Below are 22837 nucleotides of genomic sequence, written 5' to 3'. Positions count from 1 at the left end.
AAACCCTACTTTCTATAATTGAATTAAACGAACCATTGCATCTGTTAGAGCACCCAAAACGGTAGGTATGGCTGATAAATTAAAGTATTCATCTGCCTGATGTGCGCGGTTTTCCATACCATCATTTAAGTATGTGATTCCGAATGCGACACCAACTCCCTGGAATAATTTGGCATAAGTAATGCCCCCACTATAAAATGCAGGCTGATCCTCTGAAATCCAATCATCATAAACTCCCATTAATTGATTTACATAGGGATTATCCATTGAAATTTCAGTAGGTGGGAAGTGGAAATGGTTCCCAATAATAAAATTTGGAAACTTACTTTCTAAAGTTGTTTGTAATTGGTCTTTAGTAACCGGATTAGGGAAACGAATATCTACCACAAGTCTAAGTTCACCATCTGTTAAATGACATTGTGACGGATTCACAGTCGGTGACCCCATAGGTTCATAGTGTGATTTTAAGTCTAAACCAGCACCGTTGTAGTCATTAAAAGCTGCATTAAATGGCACTGCCCATTCTTCATCTAATTTCTCCGCTAGCAATTTGAATAAGTGTGCGAGTGCATTTTCTCCTAATTCAGGCTTAGAACTGTGTGCAGATTTCCCATAAATAGTTAAACTATTACCAACTAACGCATGTTTGAAAGTTAATTCCTCAAGTGCTTCAGTGACTTTATCTATCGCTTCTTCTTTAAGAATGACATCAACACGATCATTAATCGCATTTTCAGAGTTAATTGTTTCGATTGTGTCAACTATCGTTGATTGAATTTCCCCTTCTAATGAAAAGGCTGCATCCCCTTTTTCACCAAGTGTTATTTGGAATGATGAATCTGGTGTAAACATAAAGTTTGGTAAGCCATTTTGTTCTACATAGTATACAATATCTTCGAATGAACTCTCTTCATCTGTTCCTACTACGAGACGTAAATTATGGCTTAAAGTTAAATCCATTTCTTTAATCATTAGTAAAGATACATAGGACAACCAAACAGCCACTTTCATATCTTGAGCACCACGTGCGTAGAGATGATCTCCTACAATTTCTGCTCCAAATGGATCGTAATTCCAACCATCTCCAACTGAAACGACATCCATGTGTCCAACAACGTCAATACGTTTGTCAGTCTTTTCAGATGCAGGTAGTTCGATAACTAAATACTGGCCTTTATCGTTAAAAGTATTAAAGCCATCCTGATCGGCTCTTTCCTTCATCCAAGCAAGTCCGTTCGCGATACCTTCACCGTAAGGTGCTTCTTCAGAAACAGTCTTTTCTTCGTATATTGTGGGAATCTGTAATAAGTCAACCATTCCTTCAATGATCATATCATTGTGCTGTTCTGTCAATTGTTTAATTCGTTCTGCTAAATCCATTCAACCAAATCCTCCCGTAAATACTTATCTTCAATTATAAATATGATATAAAGGCTTACATTCTTATTAAGTTTAACATATTTATATTCATTTAAAAAAAGAGCCGTCAGTAATATTACAAACGGCTTCTTTGATATTTCTTTAGATTAACTCTATATATTTTTCAATTAACTCATCATACTCGCCATTTTCAACCATTTCTTCAACAACGCCATTAATGACTTCTAACAAATCTTCGTTATCTTTATTCAAAATAACTGATTGACCTGTCTGAGCTTCTTCATCAATGAATGGGAATTCTTCTAAAAGAACTAGTTTACCATCATTTTGCTTTATAAATTGAGCTGCTGCGACTTCGTCTAATAAAACAGCATCTAAACGGTTTGTTAATAGTGATTGAATTAAATCATTATTTTTCCCTAGAGAAGTTAAATTTGCATCAGGGAATTCACTTAGAATGATTCCTTCTTGAATTGAAGCTTTTTGAGCACCTAAGCGTTTCTCAGCAAAAGCTGAGACATCTTCAAACTGTTCTGCGTCTTCAGCACGAACAACGAAGTAATCTGTTGTTTCATAATAAGGTGTTGAGAAATCAACTTGCTCAGCACGGTCTTCAGTATAACCCATACCAGCAATTAAGATATCCACACGATTTGTCTTTAACGAAGGGATTAAACCGTCAAAGCCCATATTTTCAATAACGAGCTCTACCCCAATTTCGTCGGCAATCTTTTGTGCTAAATCAATATCTGCTCCAATAATTTCCTCTTGCCCATCTTCGATAGAAATCCATTCGAAAGGCGGATAATCAGCCGATGTTCCAACAACAAGTTGCCCTTTTTCTTTAATGCTCTTTAGCGTTGTTTGTGCTTTTGCGTTTGATAATGGTAAGACAAGTGATGCTAATAACATCACAGCTGTGATAACTTTCATTATTTTTTTCATTGTTACGCCTCCTGATATTGTCCGCTGATGCTTTCTTTATCGCCTATTCTTCCGTTTGTTCAGCGTTTAATTCTGTATTCTTAGTTACGATTTCTTCCATTTGTTCTGATTCAGTCACATCAGCGATAACTTCATTGATGGCTTCCATTAACTCAGTGTTACCTTTAGCCGTTACAGCAGCGAAACCTTCGTTTTCTTCTTCAACTTGGATGTCGTCTAGTAAGACAATTGCGTCACTGTTTAAGTTAACGAATTCACCAACGACGATACCGTCCATTAAGACTGCATCCACTCGTTTTGATTTTAGAGCTTCGATAAGATCGCCATTTTTGTTCATTGATACTAATTCAGCATCAGGAAGAACATCATTTAGTAAACTTTCTTGAATTGTACCTTTTTGAACACCAATCTTTAAATTAGCGAAATCTTCAATTGACTCAAAGTTTCCTTCTTCTCCAACAGGGACAACGAATTTACTATTTGTTTCATAATAAACTTCTGAAAAATCCACTTGCTCAGCACGTTCTTCAGAATAAGTCATTCCTGCAAGAACCATGTCTACACGGCCTGAGCTAACTGAAGGAATTAAACCATCGAATGATGTATCTTCAATAACTAACTCAACACCAATTTCATCGGCAATTAATTGTGCTAGATCCGCATCAATCCCAACGACTTGTGCTTCGCCTCCATCTAGGACTACCCATTCAAATGGTGGGAAATCAGCGCTTGTACCTACGACTAATTCACCTGCTTCTTGAATATCAGCTAATGTTTTTTGTGCTTCTGCTGGTTTCACTGATGCGAATAAACCTATTACGACTACGACAGATAATAATACTTTCATCATTTTTTTCATTTTTATTTCTCCTTTTTGTTTTTCTATTTAATTCAACTTCAACGCGACTGTTAAATATTAAGCCTTATTTACAAATGCATACAAAAATACCCGTCTCTAGTTCCTTCGAACATAGAGACGGGTTTGAGACCGCGGTACCACTCTAGTTAACTCCTCTAAATAAACTAGAAGAATTCCCTCAAAATTGTTAACGCTCAGACAGCGAAGCAAGCTACTTATTCACTTGCCTGTCTCATAAGTGCGGTTCAACAATAATTCATCGGTAAGCTTCCACTCTACCTTACCTCGCTTTGATGAGCTTTATTGTCTACTCTCTTAATCTCAGACTTAATTTATTAACTTGAAATGAGTTTAGCAATTCTTATAAGATAAGTCAACTGTTTTTATCATTTTATTAAAAAAACTTTCATTCTGCCGTTTTTTTATCATTTCATTCTAATAATTAGAATATTATGTAATCTTCGTAACCTAACCAATTTAATAAGCTTCGTGTTGGGAAATAAAGAATAATCGCCATCACAATATTAAAAATCAATGTCGGGCTTAATCTTGAAACTAAAAAGCCAGTCATAGAAATCATTGACGTGCCTAATTCATTATAAAAGACGTAAACTAAGGCATCGAGGATTACAATCCCTACAAAGAATAACATCGCATGAACTGGCATCTTCTTTGGAAAATACTTTTTAACTTTAATAATTGAATAAGCGATGATGAAATATAAAGTAGCATAAACACCTAAAACGGTTGTGTTATACGAATCATAGAATAACCCAAACATAAAACTATAAATTAAAATATTACTTTCACGAAAATAAAAAGCAAATGTCACAATATAGTACAAAGTGATATGTGATACGATCACTTGGCCATTCCCTAAAAATGCAGCTGGAAATATGGCTGGTAAGGCTGCATCAATAATTGTTGTTAGGAATAAAATTACAGGAATTGTCCACTTTAATCTTTGCCAACGATTGATTCTCATCTATTCACTCTGCCCTTCACCGATAATCACTGTGACAAAACGAATATCAGTCATCTCACCCGCAGGTTCAATTTCAACAACTTGGAATAAGCCATAATCATCCATATAAGATTCAGCTACTTCCCCAATTAATAAAGTAGCAGGTGTGATTCCACCAAGACCTGATGTAATAACCATATCACCACTTGCCACTTCTGCTGCTGGATCGACTTGAGTCATAATATAATGTCCGGTTCTTGGATCATATGAACTCACGATACCATTGGCTGATGAATCACCTTGCGTTTGGATTCTTGCAGAGACCATGCTTTCGTTTTGTTGTTGTGTTGTTAATAACATCACTTTAGAACTCATTGGGTTTACTTCGACAATACGTCCAATTAAACCATTCCCAGCCATGACAGACATGTCTTTTTTGATACCTTCATTGGCCCCAACATTAATTGTTAGAGTTTCCATCCATTGGTCAGGGTTTCTAGAAATGACCGTGGCATTGACACGAGTAAAGTCACTTAACGTCTCTGATAAATCTAATTCTTGACGCATTTTTTCATTTTCTGTTTCTAAATCTGCAATTCTTACTTGCATCTCATCGATTTCATCAATTTTAGATTTTAAACTTTGATTTTCTTCAAAGGTATTTATTAATTCATCAACTGAATCAACAAAATTCACTACGATATTCACGGGAGCAGAGAAGACTCTTCCTACCCACGCACCGGTTTCATTGACTGCACTACTGACAACATTAGTAGTCCCATTATTCAGTGAAAAGAATACCAATGAAATTACGGCTATACCTGAGATAAGTAATCCGATTAATTTCTTATTATTTAACATTCATTCCTCTTCCTTACCTAAAAAACTCTAGCGTGAGCGACGCTCGTGTTCTTTACCTTGTTTATTTAGTTCTTTCAGCATCTTTCCTGCACCAATTGCGACACTATCGAGAGGTATCTTAGATAAGTGCACAGGGATACCAATTTCGTCATACAATCTTTCAGGTAGACGCTTCAATAAGGCGCCACCGCCCGATAGGACAATGCCAGATTCCATTATATCAACAGAAAGCTCAGGTTTCGTCACTTCTAACACTTGTTTAATTGACGTTACGATCATCGAGATGACTTCATCTAAGGCTTCAGAAACAACCTTAGCATATATAATTCGCTCATCAGGAACACCAGTTGCGATATTACGACCTTTAACGACCATCTTATCATTTTTATCATATTCAGTAAATTTCGCATTCCCAATTTCTATCTTCAATGCTTCTGCTTCACCGTAACCAATGGCTAATTGATAATTTTCACGAACAAATGCTTGAATCGCTTCATTCATGCGATTCCCACCAGCACGAGTTGTAATATTATCTACAACTTCACCATAAGAGATGGTCGCAACATCCGTTGTTCCACCACCAATATCGACCACCATCTTTCCGCGGGGTTCGGATATTGATAAGTCAGCACCTAAAGCTGCTGCAAACGGCTCCTCAATGATCATAGCACGTGAAATTCCTAAGTCTTTAATGGCGTCAATCATTGCTCGTCTTTCAACTTTTGAAATATTACTTGGCACACAGATAACTACTTCTGGCCGTGAAATGGACCGATGAACAGCTTGTTTTATATAGTGCGATAACATCTGTTTTGTTAATCCGAAATTTGCAATAACCCCATCACGCATTGGCCGAATAATTTCATATTTGTCAGAGGTTCTTCCAACTAACTGCTCAGCTTCTTTTCCAAAGGCAACAATTTCACCGGTTTCTATTTGCTTGGCAACAATGGAAGGTTCTCTCAGCGCAATGCCTTTTTTCTCAATATAAATGATGGTGTTAGCAGTACCGAGGTCAATGCCTAGTCTTTGCTTATTCCAAAACATTGCTTCTCCTCCTTTTGACAAGAATATAATCATACCAAAACATTATAGCAAACCAATCAATCAAAAAGCTACCAATCTTCACACTCTTAATAAAATTATATAAGTTTTTTTCAATTTGTAAACTAAATAAATAGGATTACTCGAACTTCTTAAGTAAGACTTATTATTCTTCTAATTTTTCCCATAAAAAAGGGGCTGTCTTGCTAGCCCCTAATAAAACTTATTTAAATATCGCTTTAATTTCTAAGTAATCTTCAATTCCGTAATGGCCTTTCTCCCGGCCAACACCCGATTGTTTATAACCTCCGAAAGGTGCCGCATTGTTAACTGTCGCTCCGTTAACAATAACATTTCCTGTTCTAAGTTGACGAGCTACTTCTAAAGCTTCTTCTTCGACACCCACAACAGCGCCGCTTAGACCGTATTCTGAGTCGTTCGCGATTTCAATGGCTTCAGCGACATCTTTATAAGTAATAACTGAAAGCACTGGGCCAAAAATTTCTTCTTGTGCGATAGTCATATCGTTAGAAACATTCACAAATACAGTTGGTTCAACAAAGTATCCTTTACGGCCAATTTCATTCCCACCAATAAGAACTTCCGCTCCTTCTTGTTTTCCTTTTTCAATGTATTCAAGAACTGTTTCTTTTTGTCCTTTTGAAACTAGGGGACCAACAACAATCTCTTTATCATTTGGATCGCCGACTTTAGCCTCTTCGACATATTCAACAAGTGCCTTTTTCACGGCGTCAAGTTCATCTTCTGGCACAAGTAAGCGAGTTAACGCAGAACACGATTGTCCTGTATTATTTAATACCGTATCCATTGAAGATTTCACTGCTGTTTGTAAATCACCATTTTTTAAATAAACTAAGGCAGATTTACCACCTAGTTCAAGTACAAGCTTTTTAATGCCACCTTTAGCTCTGTCGAATAAATTACGACCGACATCCGTCGAACCTGTGAAGGAAATTAAGCCGACATCAGTATGTCCTGCTAAGTAGTCCCCTAAATCACTCCCGCTACCTGTAATTAAGTTGAAAACACCTTTAGGTAACCTAGCTTCATCAATGATTTCAGCTAGTATCATTGCAGTTATCGGTGTATCCGAAGCAGGTTTAACAACAACTGTATTCCCTGCTAAAAGTGCGGGTGTAATTTTACGCTGAATTTGGTTTAAAGGATAGTTCCAAGGTGTAATAGCTGCAACAACACCAACGCCCTCTTTCATAATGGTCGCATTCTCAATTTCTTCTGTAAAATCAAATTGTTTTAATGCTTCAACAGAAGCCTCTAGTTCTTCAGCTGAACGAACGACTTGAGAATATTCACTAAAACTACGAGCAGATCCTAGTTCTGCTACGACTGAGTCTGTAATTTCCTCTGCTCTTTCACGAATGCCTTTTCCAATTTTTAAGACATATTCCGCGCGTTCTTCAGGTGATAACGTGTTCCAACTTGGGAATGCTCTTTTTGCAGCTTCAACAGCTTTATTCGCGTCCTCTTTATTTCCAATTGGAACTTTCGCAATGACTTCCTCGGTTGTAGGGTTAATAACATCTTTTGTCTCTGGGCTTTGACTATTTGTCCAAGAACCATCGATATAAATTTGGTAAGTCTTCACTAATATTTCCCCTTTCATGATTATAAGCATCATATGTTTAAATTCATTCAATAAATACATGAGTCACTATCAATATAATGGTTTAATATTTACTCTGTTCACAATTCAGTCTATCATCGGAAGCACTTTCATTCAATTTATATGCATATAAAAAAGCTCAAGACAAATGTCCTGAGCCTTACTCTTTAAAGAGATTTTAATTAGTCATTGTTAACAAAATTATAGTTTATTAACGTTAGCTGCTTGAGGTCCGCGAGCTCCTTCTTCAATATCGAAAGATACTTCTTGACCTTCTTCTAAAGATTTGAATCCGTCACCTTGGATTGCTGAGAAATGTACAAATACGTCCTCTTCTCCATCACGTTCGATGAATCCGAATCCTTTACCAGCGTCAAACCATTTTACTTTTCCTTCTGCCATTTTCATAGCCTCCTCTTCGTGCCTAGCACTTGTATTATATTCTTGCTGATGGTACGAATTGAATTATTTAAAAATCTTTCTTACCTCTGACAAAAACATATGTTAATGTTATCACAATGGATAAAAAATGCAATATTTTTACATTTTTATTTAAAATTTTAATCAAATAAGTTCGTGGTTTCATGAATACTTAAATATTCATGCTGCCCTATAATCAAATGATCCAAAACATTAATCCCCATTAACTCACCACACGCAATCATTCGCCTAGTAAAGTGTAAGTCTGCTGGGCTTGGTTGTGTATCCCCACTTGGATGATTATGAGCGATGATAATTCGAGCCGTTGGATACTTTACCGCTTCTTTGAAAATCTCTCTAGGATGCGCGACAGAACTATTTACGGAGCCAATAAAGATAGTCTGTTTCTTAATAATTTCATTTTTGGTATTAAGAAATAATACAACAAGATGTTCTTGATGTAAATCAGCCATTTCTGTAATGAGCCATTCCCCAGCAGACTTGGTAGACACAATATGTCCATACTTTGGTACTGCACTCGTCGCAATCCGGTAACCTAATTCTATCGCGGCTTTAAGCTCAATGGCCTTCACCGGTCCGACACCTTTGACTTGTTGAAACTCTTCAATGCTGGAATGTTTTAATTCATTTAAATTTTGAAAGTGATCGATAAAACGCAGCGAAAGATTGAGTACATTCTCTTCTCGTGTTCCAGTTCTAAACAATATTGCTAACAATTCCTGATCTGACAAGGCTTTTTCACCATAGGTCAGTAATCTTTCCCTCGGTTGCAAATTTTTTGGAACTTCTCGAATAAATGATTTTGAAATGTACATAAAAAATACCTCCTTTTTGTGTATATATATAAATACGCAAAAAAGAGGCATTTCCATTATTTTATTTTCACTTTTTTCAAAAATAATTGTCTCACATCTGAAACAAAGTACAATGATCCTGTAACTAATAGGATTCTATCCTTAGTTTCATCAGCTTTTTCGACAAATTCTAAAAGAAAACCTTGCCAGTCCTCAACCATTGTAAATGAAGTATTGAGCAATTCATCTGCTAACTCTTCAAAATCATCAATCGACATCGCTTTTCGATGATCAAATTGAGTTAAATAAAGTTTTTCAGCTTCAAAGGCTTGTAATATTGGCAATTGTTCATCTTGATTTTTCGTCGATAAGCCTGCGTACAAAATTGTTATTTCTTTATCATAGAAGTATTCATCGACCATAGTTTTTAGTGCAGTTAAACCATGCGCATTATGAGCACCGTCGATATATATAATTGGGGTATCCGAAATTTTCTCCATTCGGGCCATCCATTTTGTATGTTTTAACGCATAGGCAGCATCTTCAAAATTAATGTGTTGGTCAAGATGTGACATCCAAGCAATAAATGCTTTTAAAGCAATTGTGGCATTATCTATTTGATAACGTCCTAGCATCGTAATATGCCAATTTCGAACTTGTTTTTGACTGTCAACGATTTGCCAAAAGTCAAATGAAGACCCATTTTCCTTTAAGTTTTGGATAGAGTCAAAACCATAATCGACACCAAATTTCACATGCGAGCCATTCTTTAATTTTGCACGTTCACTTACAACATTTAAGGGAGAGGCTTGGATGGGGCCAGTGACTACAATCGATTTCTCTTTAATAATTCCTGACTTTTCAGAAGCGACTGCTTCAACAGTATCTCCCAATAAATCTTCATGATCTAAACCAATAGTTGTAAGAATCGCTAAATCAGCTTTAAATACATTGGTACAATCATTTTCCCCACCAATACCTACTTCAATTAAACAAACATCAGGTTGTTTTTCCTGGAAGTACAGAGCCATCATGACAGTATAAAGTTCAAAGAAAATTAGACGTCCATATTCTGTTGTTTCCATATATTCATTAACTTCAACCATTTGTTCGATAATTCGAATTAAATTATCATCACTAATATTTTCGCCATTGTAACTGATTCTTTCGTTAAAGCGCATAATATGTGGTGATGTAAAAGTTCCAACAGCTAATCCTTGGCTTAGTAACAATTCTTTAAGAAAAGTAGTTGTTGATCCTTTACCATTCGTTCCAGTTATATGAATAACTGGAAGTCCTAGGTGTGGATTATTAACATAGTTCATTGCTGTTTCAATTTTCTTAAGACCAATTCTTTGTTTAGGATTTGTTTGTGCATCTAGCCAAGCAGTTGCTTGTTCGACACTAGTAAATTTCATTTTATAATCAAGACTCCCCGTTAATATAATTCGAATATTAACTCCCCTGAAAATAATACTTCTTGTTCATTGCCCAATTGTTTCTTTTAGGGAATACTCGTTGTTTTTTATAGTGCTTTTAATTGTGCAATTCTTTCGGTAACTGCAGTTAATTGTTTGTTATAGTCTGCTTCTTTAGCGCGTTCTTCATTGACAACGGCTTCAGGAGCTTTTTTAACAAAGTTTTCGTTACCTAATTTTTTAACTAAACGTTCAACTTCTTTTCCTAGTTTAGCTTTTTCTTGTTCAAGACGTTTAATTTCGTCTTCAATTTTAATTAAGCCCTCTAATGGCATTAAGACTTGTGCGAACGGTAAAGTTTGTGTTACAACTTCACTCGGTGTTTCAACTTCGCTACCAATTTCTAAATGCTCTGGGTTACAGAATCGTTGAATGTAAGCAATGTTTTCTTCTAATACGTTACGATCTGATTCGTCTGTTACTTTTATATATAAATCGACCGCTTTTGAAAGTGGGGTATTCATTTCATTACGAATTTGACGAACCGAACGAATAATATCAATTAATTTCGTCATTGCTTCTTCACTATCTTTGTCAATGAACTTATCTTGTACAGTTGGATAGTTTGATACAACAATTGACTCTTCTGCGGGAGCAATTTGTTGCCAAATTTCTTCAGTCACGAATGGCATAATTGGATGTAATAGACGTAAGAATTGGTCTAGTACATAGACTAAAATACTTTTCGTTGTTGTGTTATCTGTACTATCATCTTGTAAGTTTTCTTTTGTCATTTCGATATACCAATCGCAGTAATCATCCCAAATAAAGTGGTATAACACACGACCCGCTTCACCAAACTCAAACTTATCGAATAAGCGAGTAACATTCTCTGTTACAGATTGTAGGCGTGATAAAATCCAACGATCCGCTAAGGACATATCGTCACCAATTTGAACTTCTTCAAGCGTCATATCATCCACATTCATTAATACATAACGGCTTGCGTTCCATATCTTATTAATAAAGTTCCATGCTGATGCTAATTTTTCTGGAATATAACGAACATCTTGCCCTGGTGCTGAGCCGTTCGCTAAGAACCAACGTAAAGCATCCACACCATACTCTTCAATCACATCCATTGGATCAATTCCGTTCCCTAATGATTTACTCATCTTACGACCTTCAGGATCACGAATTAACCCATGCATTAAAACATTCTTAAATGGTCTTTCTCCAGTAAATTCTAATGATTGGAAAATCATACGACTTACCCAGAAGAAGATAATATCATAGCCCGTTACTAGCGTATTAGTTGGGAAGTAACGATTAAGATCGTCAGTTTCTTCGGGCCAACCCATCGTTGAAAATGGCCATAATGCAGATGAGAACCAAGTATCTAATACGTCTTCATCACGCTCCCAGTTTTCGATATCCGATGGTGCTTCTTCACCAACATATACTTCATTTGTTTCTTTATGATACCAAGCTGGAATTTGGTGTCCCCACCATAATTGACGTGAGATAACCCAGTCATGAACATTCTCCATCCAAGTAATAAATGTATCATTGAATCTTGGTGGGAAGAATTCTACCGCATCATTAGTCTTTTGATTATCGATCGCTTGCTTAGCTAAAGGTTCCATTCTTACGAACCATTGAGTTGAAAGATATGGTTCTACAACAGCCCCACTTCTTTCAGAGTGACCCACAGAGTGTAAGTGCTCTTCAACTTTTATTAAGTAACCTTGTTCTTTTAAGTCTTTAACTACTTCTTTACGTGCTTGGAAACGGTCCATGCCTTCGTATTTTCCACCGTTCGCATTAATTGATCCATCTTTATGCATCACATTTAGACGTTCTAAGTCATGACGATTTCCTACTTCAAAGTCATTAGGGTCATGCGCTGGTGTAATCTTAACCACACCTGTTCCGAACTCACGTTCCACGTATTCATCGGCTACAACTGGTATTTCACGGTTCATTAGAGGTAATAGAACAGTCTTACCGATTAAGTGTTGGTAACGTTCATCTTCAGGATGAACTGCAATTGCAGTATCTCCTAACATCGTCTCAGGACGAGTGGTCGCAATTTCTACACGCTCATCTGAACCAACAACTGGATATTCAACATGGTAGAATGCTCCTTGAACATCTTTATGGATAACTTCAATATCAGATAAAGCTGTTTGTGCTACTGGATCCCAGTTAATGATGTATTCACCGCGATAAATTAAATCTTTCTCGTATAATTTAACAAATACTTTATTTACTGCTGTGTTTAAACCTTTATCTAGCGTGAAGCGTTCACGAGAGTAATCGACTGATACCCCCATTTTTCCCCATTGCTCGCGAATATGTGAAGCATATTCCTCTTTCCATTCCCACGTTTTTTCTAAGAATTTCTCACGTCCTAAGTCATGTCTTGAAATACCTTGTTCACGTAATCTGGCTTCAACTTTTGCTTGAGTGGCGATTCCAGCGTGGTCCATTCCTGGTAACCATAACGTATCATATCCTTGCATACGTTTTTGACGGATAATCATATCTTGTAATGTAACGTCCCAAGCATGTCCTAAATGGAGTTTACCTGTCACGTTTGGTGGTGGAATAACGATTGAATAAGGTTCTGCATTCGGATTCTCACTCGGTTTAAAAACACCCTTTTCTAGCCATTGTTCATATTTGCCCGCTTCAACTTCTTGCGGTTGGTACTTAGTTGATAATACTTTTTTACTCATTCTGTCAATCCTTTCTAAGTATAATTATTTTTAGTATGCATTTTTAAAGCGTATCACTTATTTTTCTCACAAAAAAAGTCCTATGTCTGGACATAGGACGACGTTATCGTGGTACCACCTAATTTAATGATTACTCATTCTCTTTGTTTGTATCGAAGTGTCATCTCCGTAAAGCACTCAAAAATATCTTCGCACTTTATTGCTCCAAGCTACCTTCATCAACATTAGGAACTTTCACCATTTGTCCCTTCTCTGTAGTGTGCTGTCAATTACTCTTCTCTTCTTAGCAATGTATTCAAATATAGACATAGTGTATCAAATCTGACTAGATTTCACAAGTAGCCGATGGCTCATTTTATACTGTTTATTAAACTTATCTTAAGTTAATTTGGTTAAACACATTTGATAAACTATCCTCGAAAGTTAAAGCCCCATATTGTCCTGCTTGAATGATTGTTTTATTAATAACCACTAAATATTCGCCACCAAAATAATTTACTAAACCAGCAGCAGGATATACGACTAAAGAAGTTCCTCCAATGATTAGCATGTCTGCTTCTTGAATCGCTTTAATCGCATGATTGAGAATATCTTGATCTAAACCTTCTTGGTACAAGACAATATTCGGTCGAACGATTCCTTGATCATCCGGGCATCTTGGAATGCCATCAGCATCTCTTTCTAACTCTGAAATTGTAAATTCTCGATGACAATTTAGGCAGTAATTTTCTCTCACCGTTCCATGAAGTTCATAGACTGTCGTACTTCCAGCATCTTGATGCAAGCCGTCAATGTTTTGTGTAATGACTGTGACGTCTTTATTTACCTTTTCTAGATCAGCAATAAATTGGTGCGTTGAATTTGGTTTTGCATCAGGATAAATTAATTTATCAAAATAAAAATCAAAGAATACTTTAGGATGTTGTAGAAAGAATGAATGTGAAATAATTTCTTCGGGTGAATATTGGTAACCTGCCTCTTGAACAAAGATTCCTTCGGCCGAACGAAAATCAGGAATCCCACTTTCAGTCGAAACTCCTGCCCCACCGAAGAAGACGATATGCTTTGAATCTTTTATTTGTTGTTGTAACTTTTCAATCTTATTCATAATAGCCTCCTTAATTTATTGTACATATTCATATTACAAAAAAACTCTTTATTTTTCATACAAATCACTTTGCTGAAAAATAAAGAGTAGATGTTAATAACGCTCGTAATTTTTAAAGAGTTCTTCTAAATCAGCAATCTCTTTTTGAAGTTTCTCGCCAACAGTTGTTTCTTTTACTCTTGTTCGATTTTCTACACGATCAACCAATCGTTTAACTGACACGATATCTTTCTTGTTCATCACCGCATCATCGATTGAATCAAATGGCTGGTGAGCTACTAACTGCATACCCCAACTGTTTGATAATAAAGTGTAACCAGCAATACCAGTTTGTGAATGATAAGGTTTTGAGAAACCTCCATCAATAACAATTAGGCGACCATTCCCTTTAATTGGGCTTTCACCGTCTTTAGCTTTGACTGGTGTGTGACCATTGATAATATGTGCTGTCTTATCTAGCCCGAATTCATGTAATATGTCTAAACAATTAATCTCATTATTTCTTAATTGGTAATATGGATTCTTAGGTTCTTTATGCGTTTCTTTATCTTCGATGTAATAACGTTCAAACGTCTTCATCGCACCTTTTCCGAATAATGACGACGAATCCCCGCACCATAAATACCACATAATATCTGTTGAAAAGTCATCTGAAACTTCTCTGTTCATGAAAGCTTTGTATACATGCAACTCAAAGAAATCGAGTAATTCTTTCCCAGCATACGACTTATTATCAATCCGTAATGATTTAAAATCGCCATTTTCATGCATAGGAATTCCACCATGAATAAGTAGGTTATTATTGTAAACTAAATACATTCCTCCATTATCTAATAAGAAGTTAATATGCCGTCTAAGTTTTTCACTACCTATAAATGAATCTTTTAGCTTTTCAAGTAAGATTTCTTCCTCTTCTGTTAATTCATTAGGATTATCCCAATTCACAGTGGGTGCATGAAAATTATTTAATGCATACTCTTTTCCGTCAATTGTAATAGTCTCTTTTTCTGGATTAATGACACTCAACATGTCACGATTTTCCATCATAAAATCAGGTCGTCTAGTATAAAGTTGACCCTCTAGTTTCAATTGAAGAATACTTGTTGCTTGTTGGATAATATTTAAAATTCGATATTCTAATTCAGAAACTTCGTTGATATCGCTCAGTCTAGGTTTGAATTTATCAATAGGCTCATAGTATTTATCTGCATACTCAATTAATGGTCTGATATTAATTCCATATGATTCTTCAATGACATCTAAATTATTATAACGCGCTGAGATTCGAATCACATTCATAATTGACACAAGGGACCCTGCCATCGCTGCCATCCAAATAATATCATGGTTCCCCCATTGGATATCGATACTTGGTACGGCCATTAAACGATCAATAATCTTATCTGGCGCTGGACCTCTATCAAATATATCCCCAACAACGTGTAGGTGATCAACAACTAAATGTTGAATGGCGATACATAGAGAACGAATTAGAGGCTTCGCTTGTCCTAATTCTATGATTTTATCAATAATTGTATCAAAATAATCTTCTTTATTTAAACTTGGGTTAGATTCTGATAATAATTCATCAATAATATAACGGTATTGTGAGTCTAACGTTTTTCTCACTTTTGAACGAGTATATTTTGTACTTGAGAATAAAGTTACCTCAATTAATAAATGAATTTGCTTACGATACCATTTTTTAATCTCTTCACTATTTAATCGATTTTCTTCCAATATTATCTTGCCTGTTGGATAATAGATTAATACGCTTAAATCATCAATATCGATATTATCACGGTCTTTAAAGCAGTTCGTTACCTTTTCCTTAATACTCCCTGAACCGTTACGCATAACGTGGTTAAAAGCAACATACTCACCATGCAAGTCACTCACAAAGTGCTCAGTCCCTTTAGGTAATTGCATAATTGCTTCTAAATTAATAATTTCTGTTAAGACACTTTCCTTAGTCGGAAATTTTTCCTTTAAAAGTGCATAATATTTATTACTCATTCCTCATCACCCCTTTAATATATAATAGTACATTTTGTACAAAATGGCTTTAGTTTTCTTATAATATTATTTTATTCCTTTTTAAAATTTGTCTAATCTCCATATTCCAAGTCAAAACATAACTCATAGCAAAATAAACCACCCAAAAAAATTCTTGGGCGGTTTATGAATCAATATATTTTGAGATTTAACTAATCTTATAGTTTATCTGCAGCTTCTAAAGCTGAGTCATAATCAGGTTCGTCAGCAACCTCGTCGACGATTTGTTTGTATTGGATGACTCCATCTTTATCTACAACAAATACAGAACGCGTTGTACGAACGTCTCCACCTAATTCAATATCTAAACCATATGCTTTACCGAATTCTCCGTCAGCATCTGTATAAGTATCAACATTTAGATTGTTTTCTTTGTTCCACTCATTGAATTCGTCTACAGTATTACGACCAAGTGTAATGTATTTATAACCTTTATCTGCAGTCTTTTCAGCAAAGTTCTTAGTTTGTAATTCACATGTACGAGTTAATACATCAGGTACAACACTTAGAATTGTTACATTGCCTTTAATTACATCTTCTAATTCTACTTTGTCACCTTTGTTGTTAGTAACAGTTGCGTTAGGTGCTTTGTCCCCTACTGAAGGTTGAGTACCTTTTACTTCGATTGGATCGCCTTTAAATGTTACTTGCATGATATAACTCCCTTTCATATTTTAATACTATTGTCATTATATCGCTTGCAAGTGAATACTTCAAAGATTCTGATTATTGCTTACAGTAAATCAGCAAAATCTGCTTCTTGGTTTTTTATATAGTCTTCATCAATCTTCTCAATATGAGTATTTTCAACGGCATCTTTCACTAAGCCTTCGATATCTAGTGCACTTTCATAGTCTTCGATTTTTTCTTGTTTTGGTTTTGTATGAGGTGCCGTTGGTGCAAATACTGTACAGCAATCTTCATAAGGTTCATTAGAAATATCAAAGGTATCAATTTTCTCGGCTAAATTAATAATTTCATTTTTATCTGTCGCAATTAATGGTCTAAAGATGGGTGTTGAAGTTACTTCGTTGATTACACGCATACTCTTGATAGTTTGAGAAGCAACTTGTCCTAGAGACTCTCCATTGACAATAGCATCAGCATTATTTCGTTCAATAAGCTGATCCATGATTCGCAACATAAAGCGTCTCATCACGGTCATCGATTCACTGTCTGGTACATGTGCTTTAATTTCTTCTTGGATTTTAGCGAACGGAACGTTATGAAACTTAATTGGCATTCCAAAGTGTGCTAATTTAGCTGTTAATTTTTTCGCTTTTTCTAGAGCTTGGGGACTTGTATATGGTGGGCTACTAAAGTGAACGGCTTCAATCTCCATTCCTCGACGCATCATTAAGTAACCTGCGATAGGTGAGTCAAAACCACCTGATAACATTAACATCCCACGCCCACTTGATCCATAAGGCATCCCTTGGAGTCCTTGGTATGATAATAAACTTAAGTATGCTTCATCTTTCAGATGAATACTGACTGTCAGTTTATATGTCGGTCTTGTCATCTTAACAGCTAGGTTTTGATAAACTTCCCCAATAACATCTCCAACTTCACGTTGAATTTCGTAAGTATCTAGTTCAAATTCCTTATCAGAACGTTTAGCAACGACTTTAAAAGATTCACCGTCTTGAATATTTAACTCACTGAATAATTCTAATGCTCTTTTTTTAATAGCATCCATGTCTTTTGCTACAGGATAAACTGGTTCAAAACGTGAAATACCTGGGATATCTTTTAATACTTCAATGAGCTCTTCATATCTTGCTTCTTCCCATTTGATAAACATAAAATCACGATTAGGGAAAATTTTAATGCGCTCAATATGTTTAGTCTTATGTCTAATTTGTTCCGCCATCTTCTGTTGGAACATTTTACGGTTTTTACCTTTTGTTGATAACTCTCCGTAATGAATTTTAATTTGCTTTTCTTCCATTATAACCCCCCTTTAGGCGTAATTTTTAAACTGTTCAGTTACTTGTTCTAAGGTCTTAAGTAAATAATCTACGTCTTCATCTGTAGTTGAATGAGCCATACTTAGCCTGATCGCTGATTTACTGATCTCGTCGGGTATTTCCATGGCTTTTAATGTCGCATGCTCTTGGTGCGAGCGACTAGCACAGGCACTTGTTGTCGAAACAAAGATATCGTGTGCTTCTAAAGCATGTAATAGCACTTCTCCGGGAACGGGTGCTAAAGCTGCACAAACAATATGTTCACTACTTGTTGTCTCAGCAAATACTTGCCAATCAAGATTTTTTAAAGTTTCAATGATTCTACCGCGGTAAGTTGCTAATCTTTCTTTTGTATCCGCTTGGATTTCATTCATTTTTCTTAGCGCTCGACTTGTCGCAACGATTCCCGCTAAATTCTCAGTACTACTGCGTCGACCAGTCTCTTGCCCACCACCATGAAGTAAAGGCATATTAGGAACGCGTTGACGTTGGGCTAGTATACCTACTCCGCGTACTGAATGGAATTTATGACTTGATAAAGTAATCATATCAATGCGTGGCTCACGCAGCAATGCGATTTGCGAAGTGATGGTCTGAACGCCGTCCATATGCCAAATCACTTGTGGGTATTTTTGTAAAAAAGTGGCCATTTCTTTAACAGGTTGGATTGCTCCAACTTCATTGTTTACTCCCATGACTGACACTAGTAGAACTTCATTATCTAATAAAGTTTCAAAGTGGGCCAAGTCAATCTGTCCGTTGGCATCAACTTTTATTAGTTCCACTTGGTAGCCTAATGATTCTAACAGTGGGATTTGTTTCATTGTAGCTGGATGCTCAATCGAAGAGATTAATACTTTATTTCTATTGGGATGAATTTGTTTAATTGCTTTTAAGATCGGTTGCATGACCCAGTTATTCACTTCAGTCCCACTTGAAGCAAAGTAAATCTCATTGCTTTCAAAGCCTAATATCGCAGCAATTTGTTTGCGTGCGGATGTCATTAATGCTTTAGCTTCTTCTCCAAGTTTATGTGCACTTGAGGGATTTCCAAAGTAATTTAATGACACTTTCTGATATATATTCAGAATCTCAGGTGTCGGCTTTGTTGTTGCACTATTATCGAAATAATACATGGCATTTCTCCTTCTACAATTTTTCTTATCTATAAAAATATTCTAAAAACAGCACCAAACATTATAACATAGCTTAGATTAGATGTCAGTGTATATATAATATTTACTAAACTTAAAAAATAACCTTTGAATCGACTAAAAGTCAAAATTCAAAGGTTATTGTATTGTTTAGAATACGCGATTTTGTTTTTCTTGTTGATACATACGTCTAACTTGAGTCGGACCTTCACGGTCAACACGGTATAAAGCTTTTTCAATAACATTTAAAGCTTCGTCGTAGCGGAATTCATCATAGAATAAGTATTCTGCTTCATGAATGGCTTGATCCATCTCAGGATAGTCAAAACGGAATCGGTTACTATGTTGAATCATATATTCAGTTAGTGTTGCACTATCGACAGTAGACTCAGTTAATTCATCTAATTTATTTAAGTTTTCAGCTAATTGTTTCTCTAAGCCTTCAATTTCAACCATATCAATGCGAACACGATTTAGTTGTTTAGATAAATATTCAATCTCGTCTGTCACTTTGTAGAATATCTCATAGTAATTAGAACTTAAACCTGGTAAATGTTGCTTCTCTAAGCGTCGCTTCATGTTACGTAAATCAAGTTCATATGAATCTAAGTTTGTTTTCGCTTCACGCTCGCGTGCATTAAGTTGTCCTAAATCTTTAACGATTTTTTGTTGCTTGCTATCGTATTCATTTAAATTCTTTTCAATACGACTTAATTGTTCTGCAACTTGAGTAAAGACTGCACCATCGGATTCAATCGTTCCGGCAGTGTCAGTAAATCGTCCATACTCTGCGTTAATTTGTTCAGTTAGTTCACCGATTTGATCAACTTCGTTCTCGTGTAAGATATAACTTTGCGCGATGCGGTCTACTTCAATCCCTGCATAACGATTATTTTCTCTTACTTCTTCGAAACGCGTGCGCAATTGATTAATATGTGTATTCACATAATTCTTCGCTTCAATTTCAGCTTCCATAAAGTCATATAATGAATTAATTTCACGGTCTGCTTTATCCATTAATGTTTGCGCGTCAACTAAGTCGGCATTTTTAATGTGATTTTTCGCTTCGTTCAGTTTTTCTTGAATTTCTTCTGCTTTCTCAGGAACGTCCACGCCTTCGAAGTTAAAGTGACTTTCAAGCATTTTTTGGTGTCCATCAAGAATATCTTCTAAAGCATCTTCGTAATCTTTCTTAATCTTGTTATACATTGAAGGTAGTTTCTCAAGAATGTCTTCTAAGCTACCTAAGTCTGCTTCTATTGTATCTAACATATCATCCGCTTCAATATGATCGCCCGCTGTTGTTAATTCATTGTAACGAGTAAAGTTTAACTCTAAATATTGTAAGTTTTTCTCTAACGTTTCAATGGCTGGTCCATAGTCAAATGAATGATTCATGATACTTTTACGAGCAGTGTTGTATCGTTCAAGTAGCGCTTCATTACGTTCATGATTATCTTCACTAATCTTTAGTAAAGCCGTTAACTCATCATGTAAATCGTGTACTTGGACTTCTGTTTCATCAAGTAAGTCACGTGCTTCGTCTAAAGCTGTCTTAGCCTTCATTAAGTTCATTTGTTCGCTGTATTGCTCAGCACCAACTAACATCGCTTCAATTTCAGTAAATTGGAAGTTTGTTAGAGTTTGCCAAGTTGCTACAAGGCTTTCGTATTTACGTTTCGTTTGGCCCGCTAAGTCCATATTCTTTAACGTAAACAACTGATCAGCAATTGAAATGCTCATCATCTCGTCTTTACGATTCTCTAGTTCTCGAATCTCTTTCGCACGCTGCGTTCTTAGATAAAAAATAACCCCCGATGCAACAAGAAAGAGGATAACGATGATAAATAAAATATCAGTAAAGGTTAAATTCATTGTCTCGCTCCTCATCAATCAGTATATATATGTGTTTTAAATTTACTACATAAATTGTCAATCTAGATTATAGCATTTACAAGTCATTAATTAAAGTATTTATCTAGATAAATAAAGGCATTAGCGTTAATGACATCGTTTATGTTCTCGATGTTCCATCTTTTTATCTAAATCAACCTTATTTCTGTACTAATATAGACAAGATATTTACTTGTCATCATACTACTTGTATATATAAATCATTCCAAACCTGTCAAATTGTTCTATAGTACACCCATACACTTACTATAATAACAGAAATGATTATAAATTATCACTATATATGTAAATAATTCAATAAATTACTGAAATTCGATTTATTATATTAAAAATACTAATTCTATTATAGAAACATGCTATACTATATTTATTATATTTGAAAGGTTGGGTAAATAAATGAAATCTTTATTACTTTTCTCAAGTTTACTTATGCTCTCCACTGTAAGTGTTCAAGCCCAGGATGATTTTAGTATCGGGATGGTCACGGACGTTGGAGGTATTGATGATAAATCCTTCAACCAAGGTGCCTGGGAAGGCATGCAACGTTGGGGTGAAGAACACAGCAAAGAACAAGGTTTGAATGGCTTTTCTTATTTCCAATCAGATACTGAAGCTGATTACATTACAAACCTAAATCTAGCTGCTCAAAACAATATCGATATTATCTTTGCCATTGGCTACAAATTACAGCCAGCTGTTCAGGAAACTGCAGAACAATATCCTGATCAATACTTCGGTATGGTCGATTCAGTCGTTGACTTACCAAACGTTGCTTCTTTAAACTTCGCCGATGAAGAAGCTGCTTTTCTTGCTGGTGTAGCTGCAGCGACTACGACTCAAACGAATAAAGTTGGATTCGTTGGCGGTGTTGAGGGCGTTGTTATTGATAAGTTTGAAGCCGGCTTCGTTGCGGGTGTTCAAGCCGTCGACGATTCTATTGATATCGAAATTCAATATGCAGGAAGTTTTACCGATCCATCAATTGGTCGTACAATTGCTGCGACGATGTATTCGAATGATATTGACGTCATCTTCCATGCTTCAGGCCCTACTGGTAACGGTGTATTCTCAGAAGCTAAAGACTTAGTAAGTATTGAACCTGACCGAGATTTATGGGTCATCGGTGTTGATTTAGACCAAAGTGCTGAAGGTGAAGTAGATATTGATGGTGAAACTCGCAATATCAACTTAACTTCTACTTTAAAGAACACTGGGAATGCCATTCACTCTTTCAGTAATACTATGATGGAAGAAGGCTTTGAACCTGGCATCCAATGGTTTAACCTTGCTAACGATGGTGTAGGTATCGCAGAAGGAAGATTAACCGATGAAGCATCAGAAGTCATCGAAGATTACAAACAACAAATTATAGACGGAGACATTGAAGTTCCAGATGCTCCAGAATAATATATACTAATAATTTAAATATCAGGATCACTTTTGTGGTCCTGATATTTTTTGTCTTTTTTAATATTCGATTGTCTTTTTTAAGAATCCATTCATTTTAAGCAATAAGTAAGCCTATTATTATACCCTATGACAGA

Annotated in this window: 18 protein-coding genes and 2 other annotated features; of the genes, 1 reads left to right on the top strand and 17 read right to left on the bottom strand. The window is 35.8% G+C overall.

The features are described from left to right. Window positions 1–12: 12 nt before the first annotated feature. From ACEN3Z_RS03215 to ACEN3Z_RS03135, 17 genes are all read right to left on the bottom strand, one after another. Window positions 13–1380 (bottom strand): Sapep family Mn(2+)-dependent dipeptidase, encoded by a 1368-nt coding sequence (locus tag ACEN3Z_RS03215; RefSeq protein WP_407089591.1) that lies wholly within the window; start codon window positions 1378–1380, stop codon window positions 13–15. Window positions 1381–1521: 141 nt separating this feature from the next. Beyond that, window positions 1522–2325: a transporter substrate-binding domain-containing protein gene (locus ACEN3Z_RS03210; RefSeq protein ID WP_407089590.1), complete on the bottom strand. Its 804-nt coding sequence runs from the start codon at window positions 2323–2325 to the stop codon at window positions 1522–1524. A gap of 43 nt (window positions 2326–2368) precedes the next feature. After that, window positions 2369–3184, bottom strand: coding sequence for a transporter substrate-binding domain-containing protein (locus ACEN3Z_RS03205; protein WP_407089589.1), 816 nt, complete (start codon window positions 3182–3184; stop codon window positions 2369–2371). 110 nt (window positions 3185–3294) lie between these two features. Next, window positions 3295–3516, bottom strand: a binding site (T-box leader). Window positions 3517–3626: 110 nt separating this feature from the next. Further along, window positions 3627–4169, bottom strand: a complete 543-nt coding sequence (gene mreD, locus ACEN3Z_RS03200; protein ID WP_407089588.1) for a rod shape-determining protein MreD — start codon at window positions 4167–4169, stop codon at window positions 3627–3629. Then, entirely contained in the window at window positions 4170–5009 is an 840-nt protein-coding gene (gene mreC, locus ACEN3Z_RS03195; protein WP_407089587.1) for a rod shape-determining protein MreC, read from the bottom strand. A 27-nt stretch (window positions 5010–5036) separates the two neighbouring features. Beyond that, window positions 5037–6056 (bottom strand): rod shape-determining protein, encoded by a 1020-nt coding sequence (locus ACEN3Z_RS03190; RefSeq protein ID WP_407089586.1) that lies wholly within the window; start codon window positions 6054–6056, stop codon window positions 5037–5039. Between the two features lie 220 nt (window positions 6057–6276). Next, window positions 6277–7680, bottom strand: a complete 1404-nt coding sequence (locus tag ACEN3Z_RS03185) for an aldehyde dehydrogenase family protein (protein ID WP_407089585.1) — start codon at window positions 7678–7680, stop codon at window positions 6277–6279. Between the two features lie 219 nt (window positions 7681–7899). Beyond that, complete coding sequence (locus tag ACEN3Z_RS03180; protein ID WP_338489361.1) at window positions 7900–8100, bottom strand: cold-shock protein; 201 nt, start codon at window positions 8098–8100, stop codon at window positions 7900–7902. A 158-nt stretch (window positions 8101–8258) separates the two neighbouring features. Next, window positions 8259–8954, bottom strand: coding sequence for a DNA repair protein RadC (gene radC, locus ACEN3Z_RS03175; protein ID WP_338489363.1), 696 nt, complete (start codon window positions 8952–8954; stop codon window positions 8259–8261). 56 nt (window positions 8955–9010) lie between these two features. Continuing rightward, the gene (locus ACEN3Z_RS03170; protein ID WP_407089584.1) at window positions 9011–10351 is read right to left on the bottom strand and encodes a bifunctional folylpolyglutamate synthase/dihydrofolate synthase; all 1341 of its coding nucleotides are present in this window, start codon (window positions 10349–10351) and stop codon (window positions 9011–9013) included. Between the two features lie 107 nt (window positions 10352–10458). Next, the gene (locus tag ACEN3Z_RS03165; RefSeq protein ID WP_407089583.1) at window positions 10459–13092 is read right to left on the bottom strand and encodes a valine--tRNA ligase; all 2634 of its coding nucleotides are present in this window, start codon (window positions 13090–13092) and stop codon (window positions 10459–10461) included. A gap of 90 nt (window positions 13093–13182) precedes the next feature. After that, window positions 13183–13386 (bottom strand) — a binding site (T-box leader). A 79-nt stretch (window positions 13387–13465) separates the two neighbouring features. Then, window positions 13466–14203, bottom strand: coding sequence for an NAD-dependent protein deacylase (locus tag ACEN3Z_RS03160; protein WP_407089615.1), 738 nt, complete (start codon window positions 14201–14203; stop codon window positions 13466–13468). A 90-nt stretch (window positions 14204–14293) separates the two neighbouring features. After that, window positions 14294–16216 (bottom strand): fructose-1,6-bisphosphatase, encoded by a 1923-nt coding sequence (locus tag ACEN3Z_RS03155; protein WP_407089582.1) that lies wholly within the window; start codon window positions 16214–16216, stop codon window positions 14294–14296. Between the two features lie 197 nt (window positions 16217–16413). Then, complete coding sequence (locus ACEN3Z_RS03150) at window positions 16414–16908, bottom strand: redoxin family protein (RefSeq protein WP_338489372.1); 495 nt, start codon at window positions 16906–16908, stop codon at window positions 16414–16416. 80 nt (window positions 16909–16988) lie between these two features. Further along, window positions 16989–18206 carry a tRNA uracil 4-sulfurtransferase ThiI gene (gene thiI, locus ACEN3Z_RS03145; protein ID WP_407089581.1) on the bottom strand — a complete coding sequence of 406 codons (1218 nt, stop codon included), beginning with the start codon at window positions 18204–18206 and terminating at the stop codon, window positions 16989–16991. Window positions 18207–18218: 12 nt separating this feature from the next. Beyond that, entirely contained in the window at window positions 18219–19361 is a 1143-nt protein-coding gene (locus ACEN3Z_RS03140; protein ID WP_407089580.1) for a cysteine desulfurase family protein, read from the bottom strand. A 168-nt stretch (window positions 19362–19529) separates the two neighbouring features. Continuing rightward, entirely contained in the window at window positions 19530–21254 is a 1725-nt protein-coding gene (locus tag ACEN3Z_RS03135) for a septation ring formation regulator EzrA (protein ID WP_138403621.1), read from the bottom strand. 435 nt (window positions 21255–21689) lie between these two features. On the opposite strand from ACEN3Z_RS03135, the gene ACEN3Z_RS03130 reads away from it, so the two are divergent. Continuing rightward, complete coding sequence (locus ACEN3Z_RS03130) at window positions 21690–22700, top strand: BMP family protein (protein ID WP_407089579.1); 1011 nt, start codon at window positions 21690–21692, stop codon at window positions 22698–22700. Window positions 22701–22837 lie beyond the last annotated feature (137 nt).

This window comes from Ruoffia sp. FAM 26254, assembly GCF_045528545.1.
Lineage (GTDB): Bacteria > Bacillota > Bacilli > Lactobacillales > Aerococcaceae > Ruoffia > Ruoffia halotolerans.
Note: the sequence above shows the minus strand (reverse complement) of the source record. Positions and strands in the feature narration are given on the sequence as shown.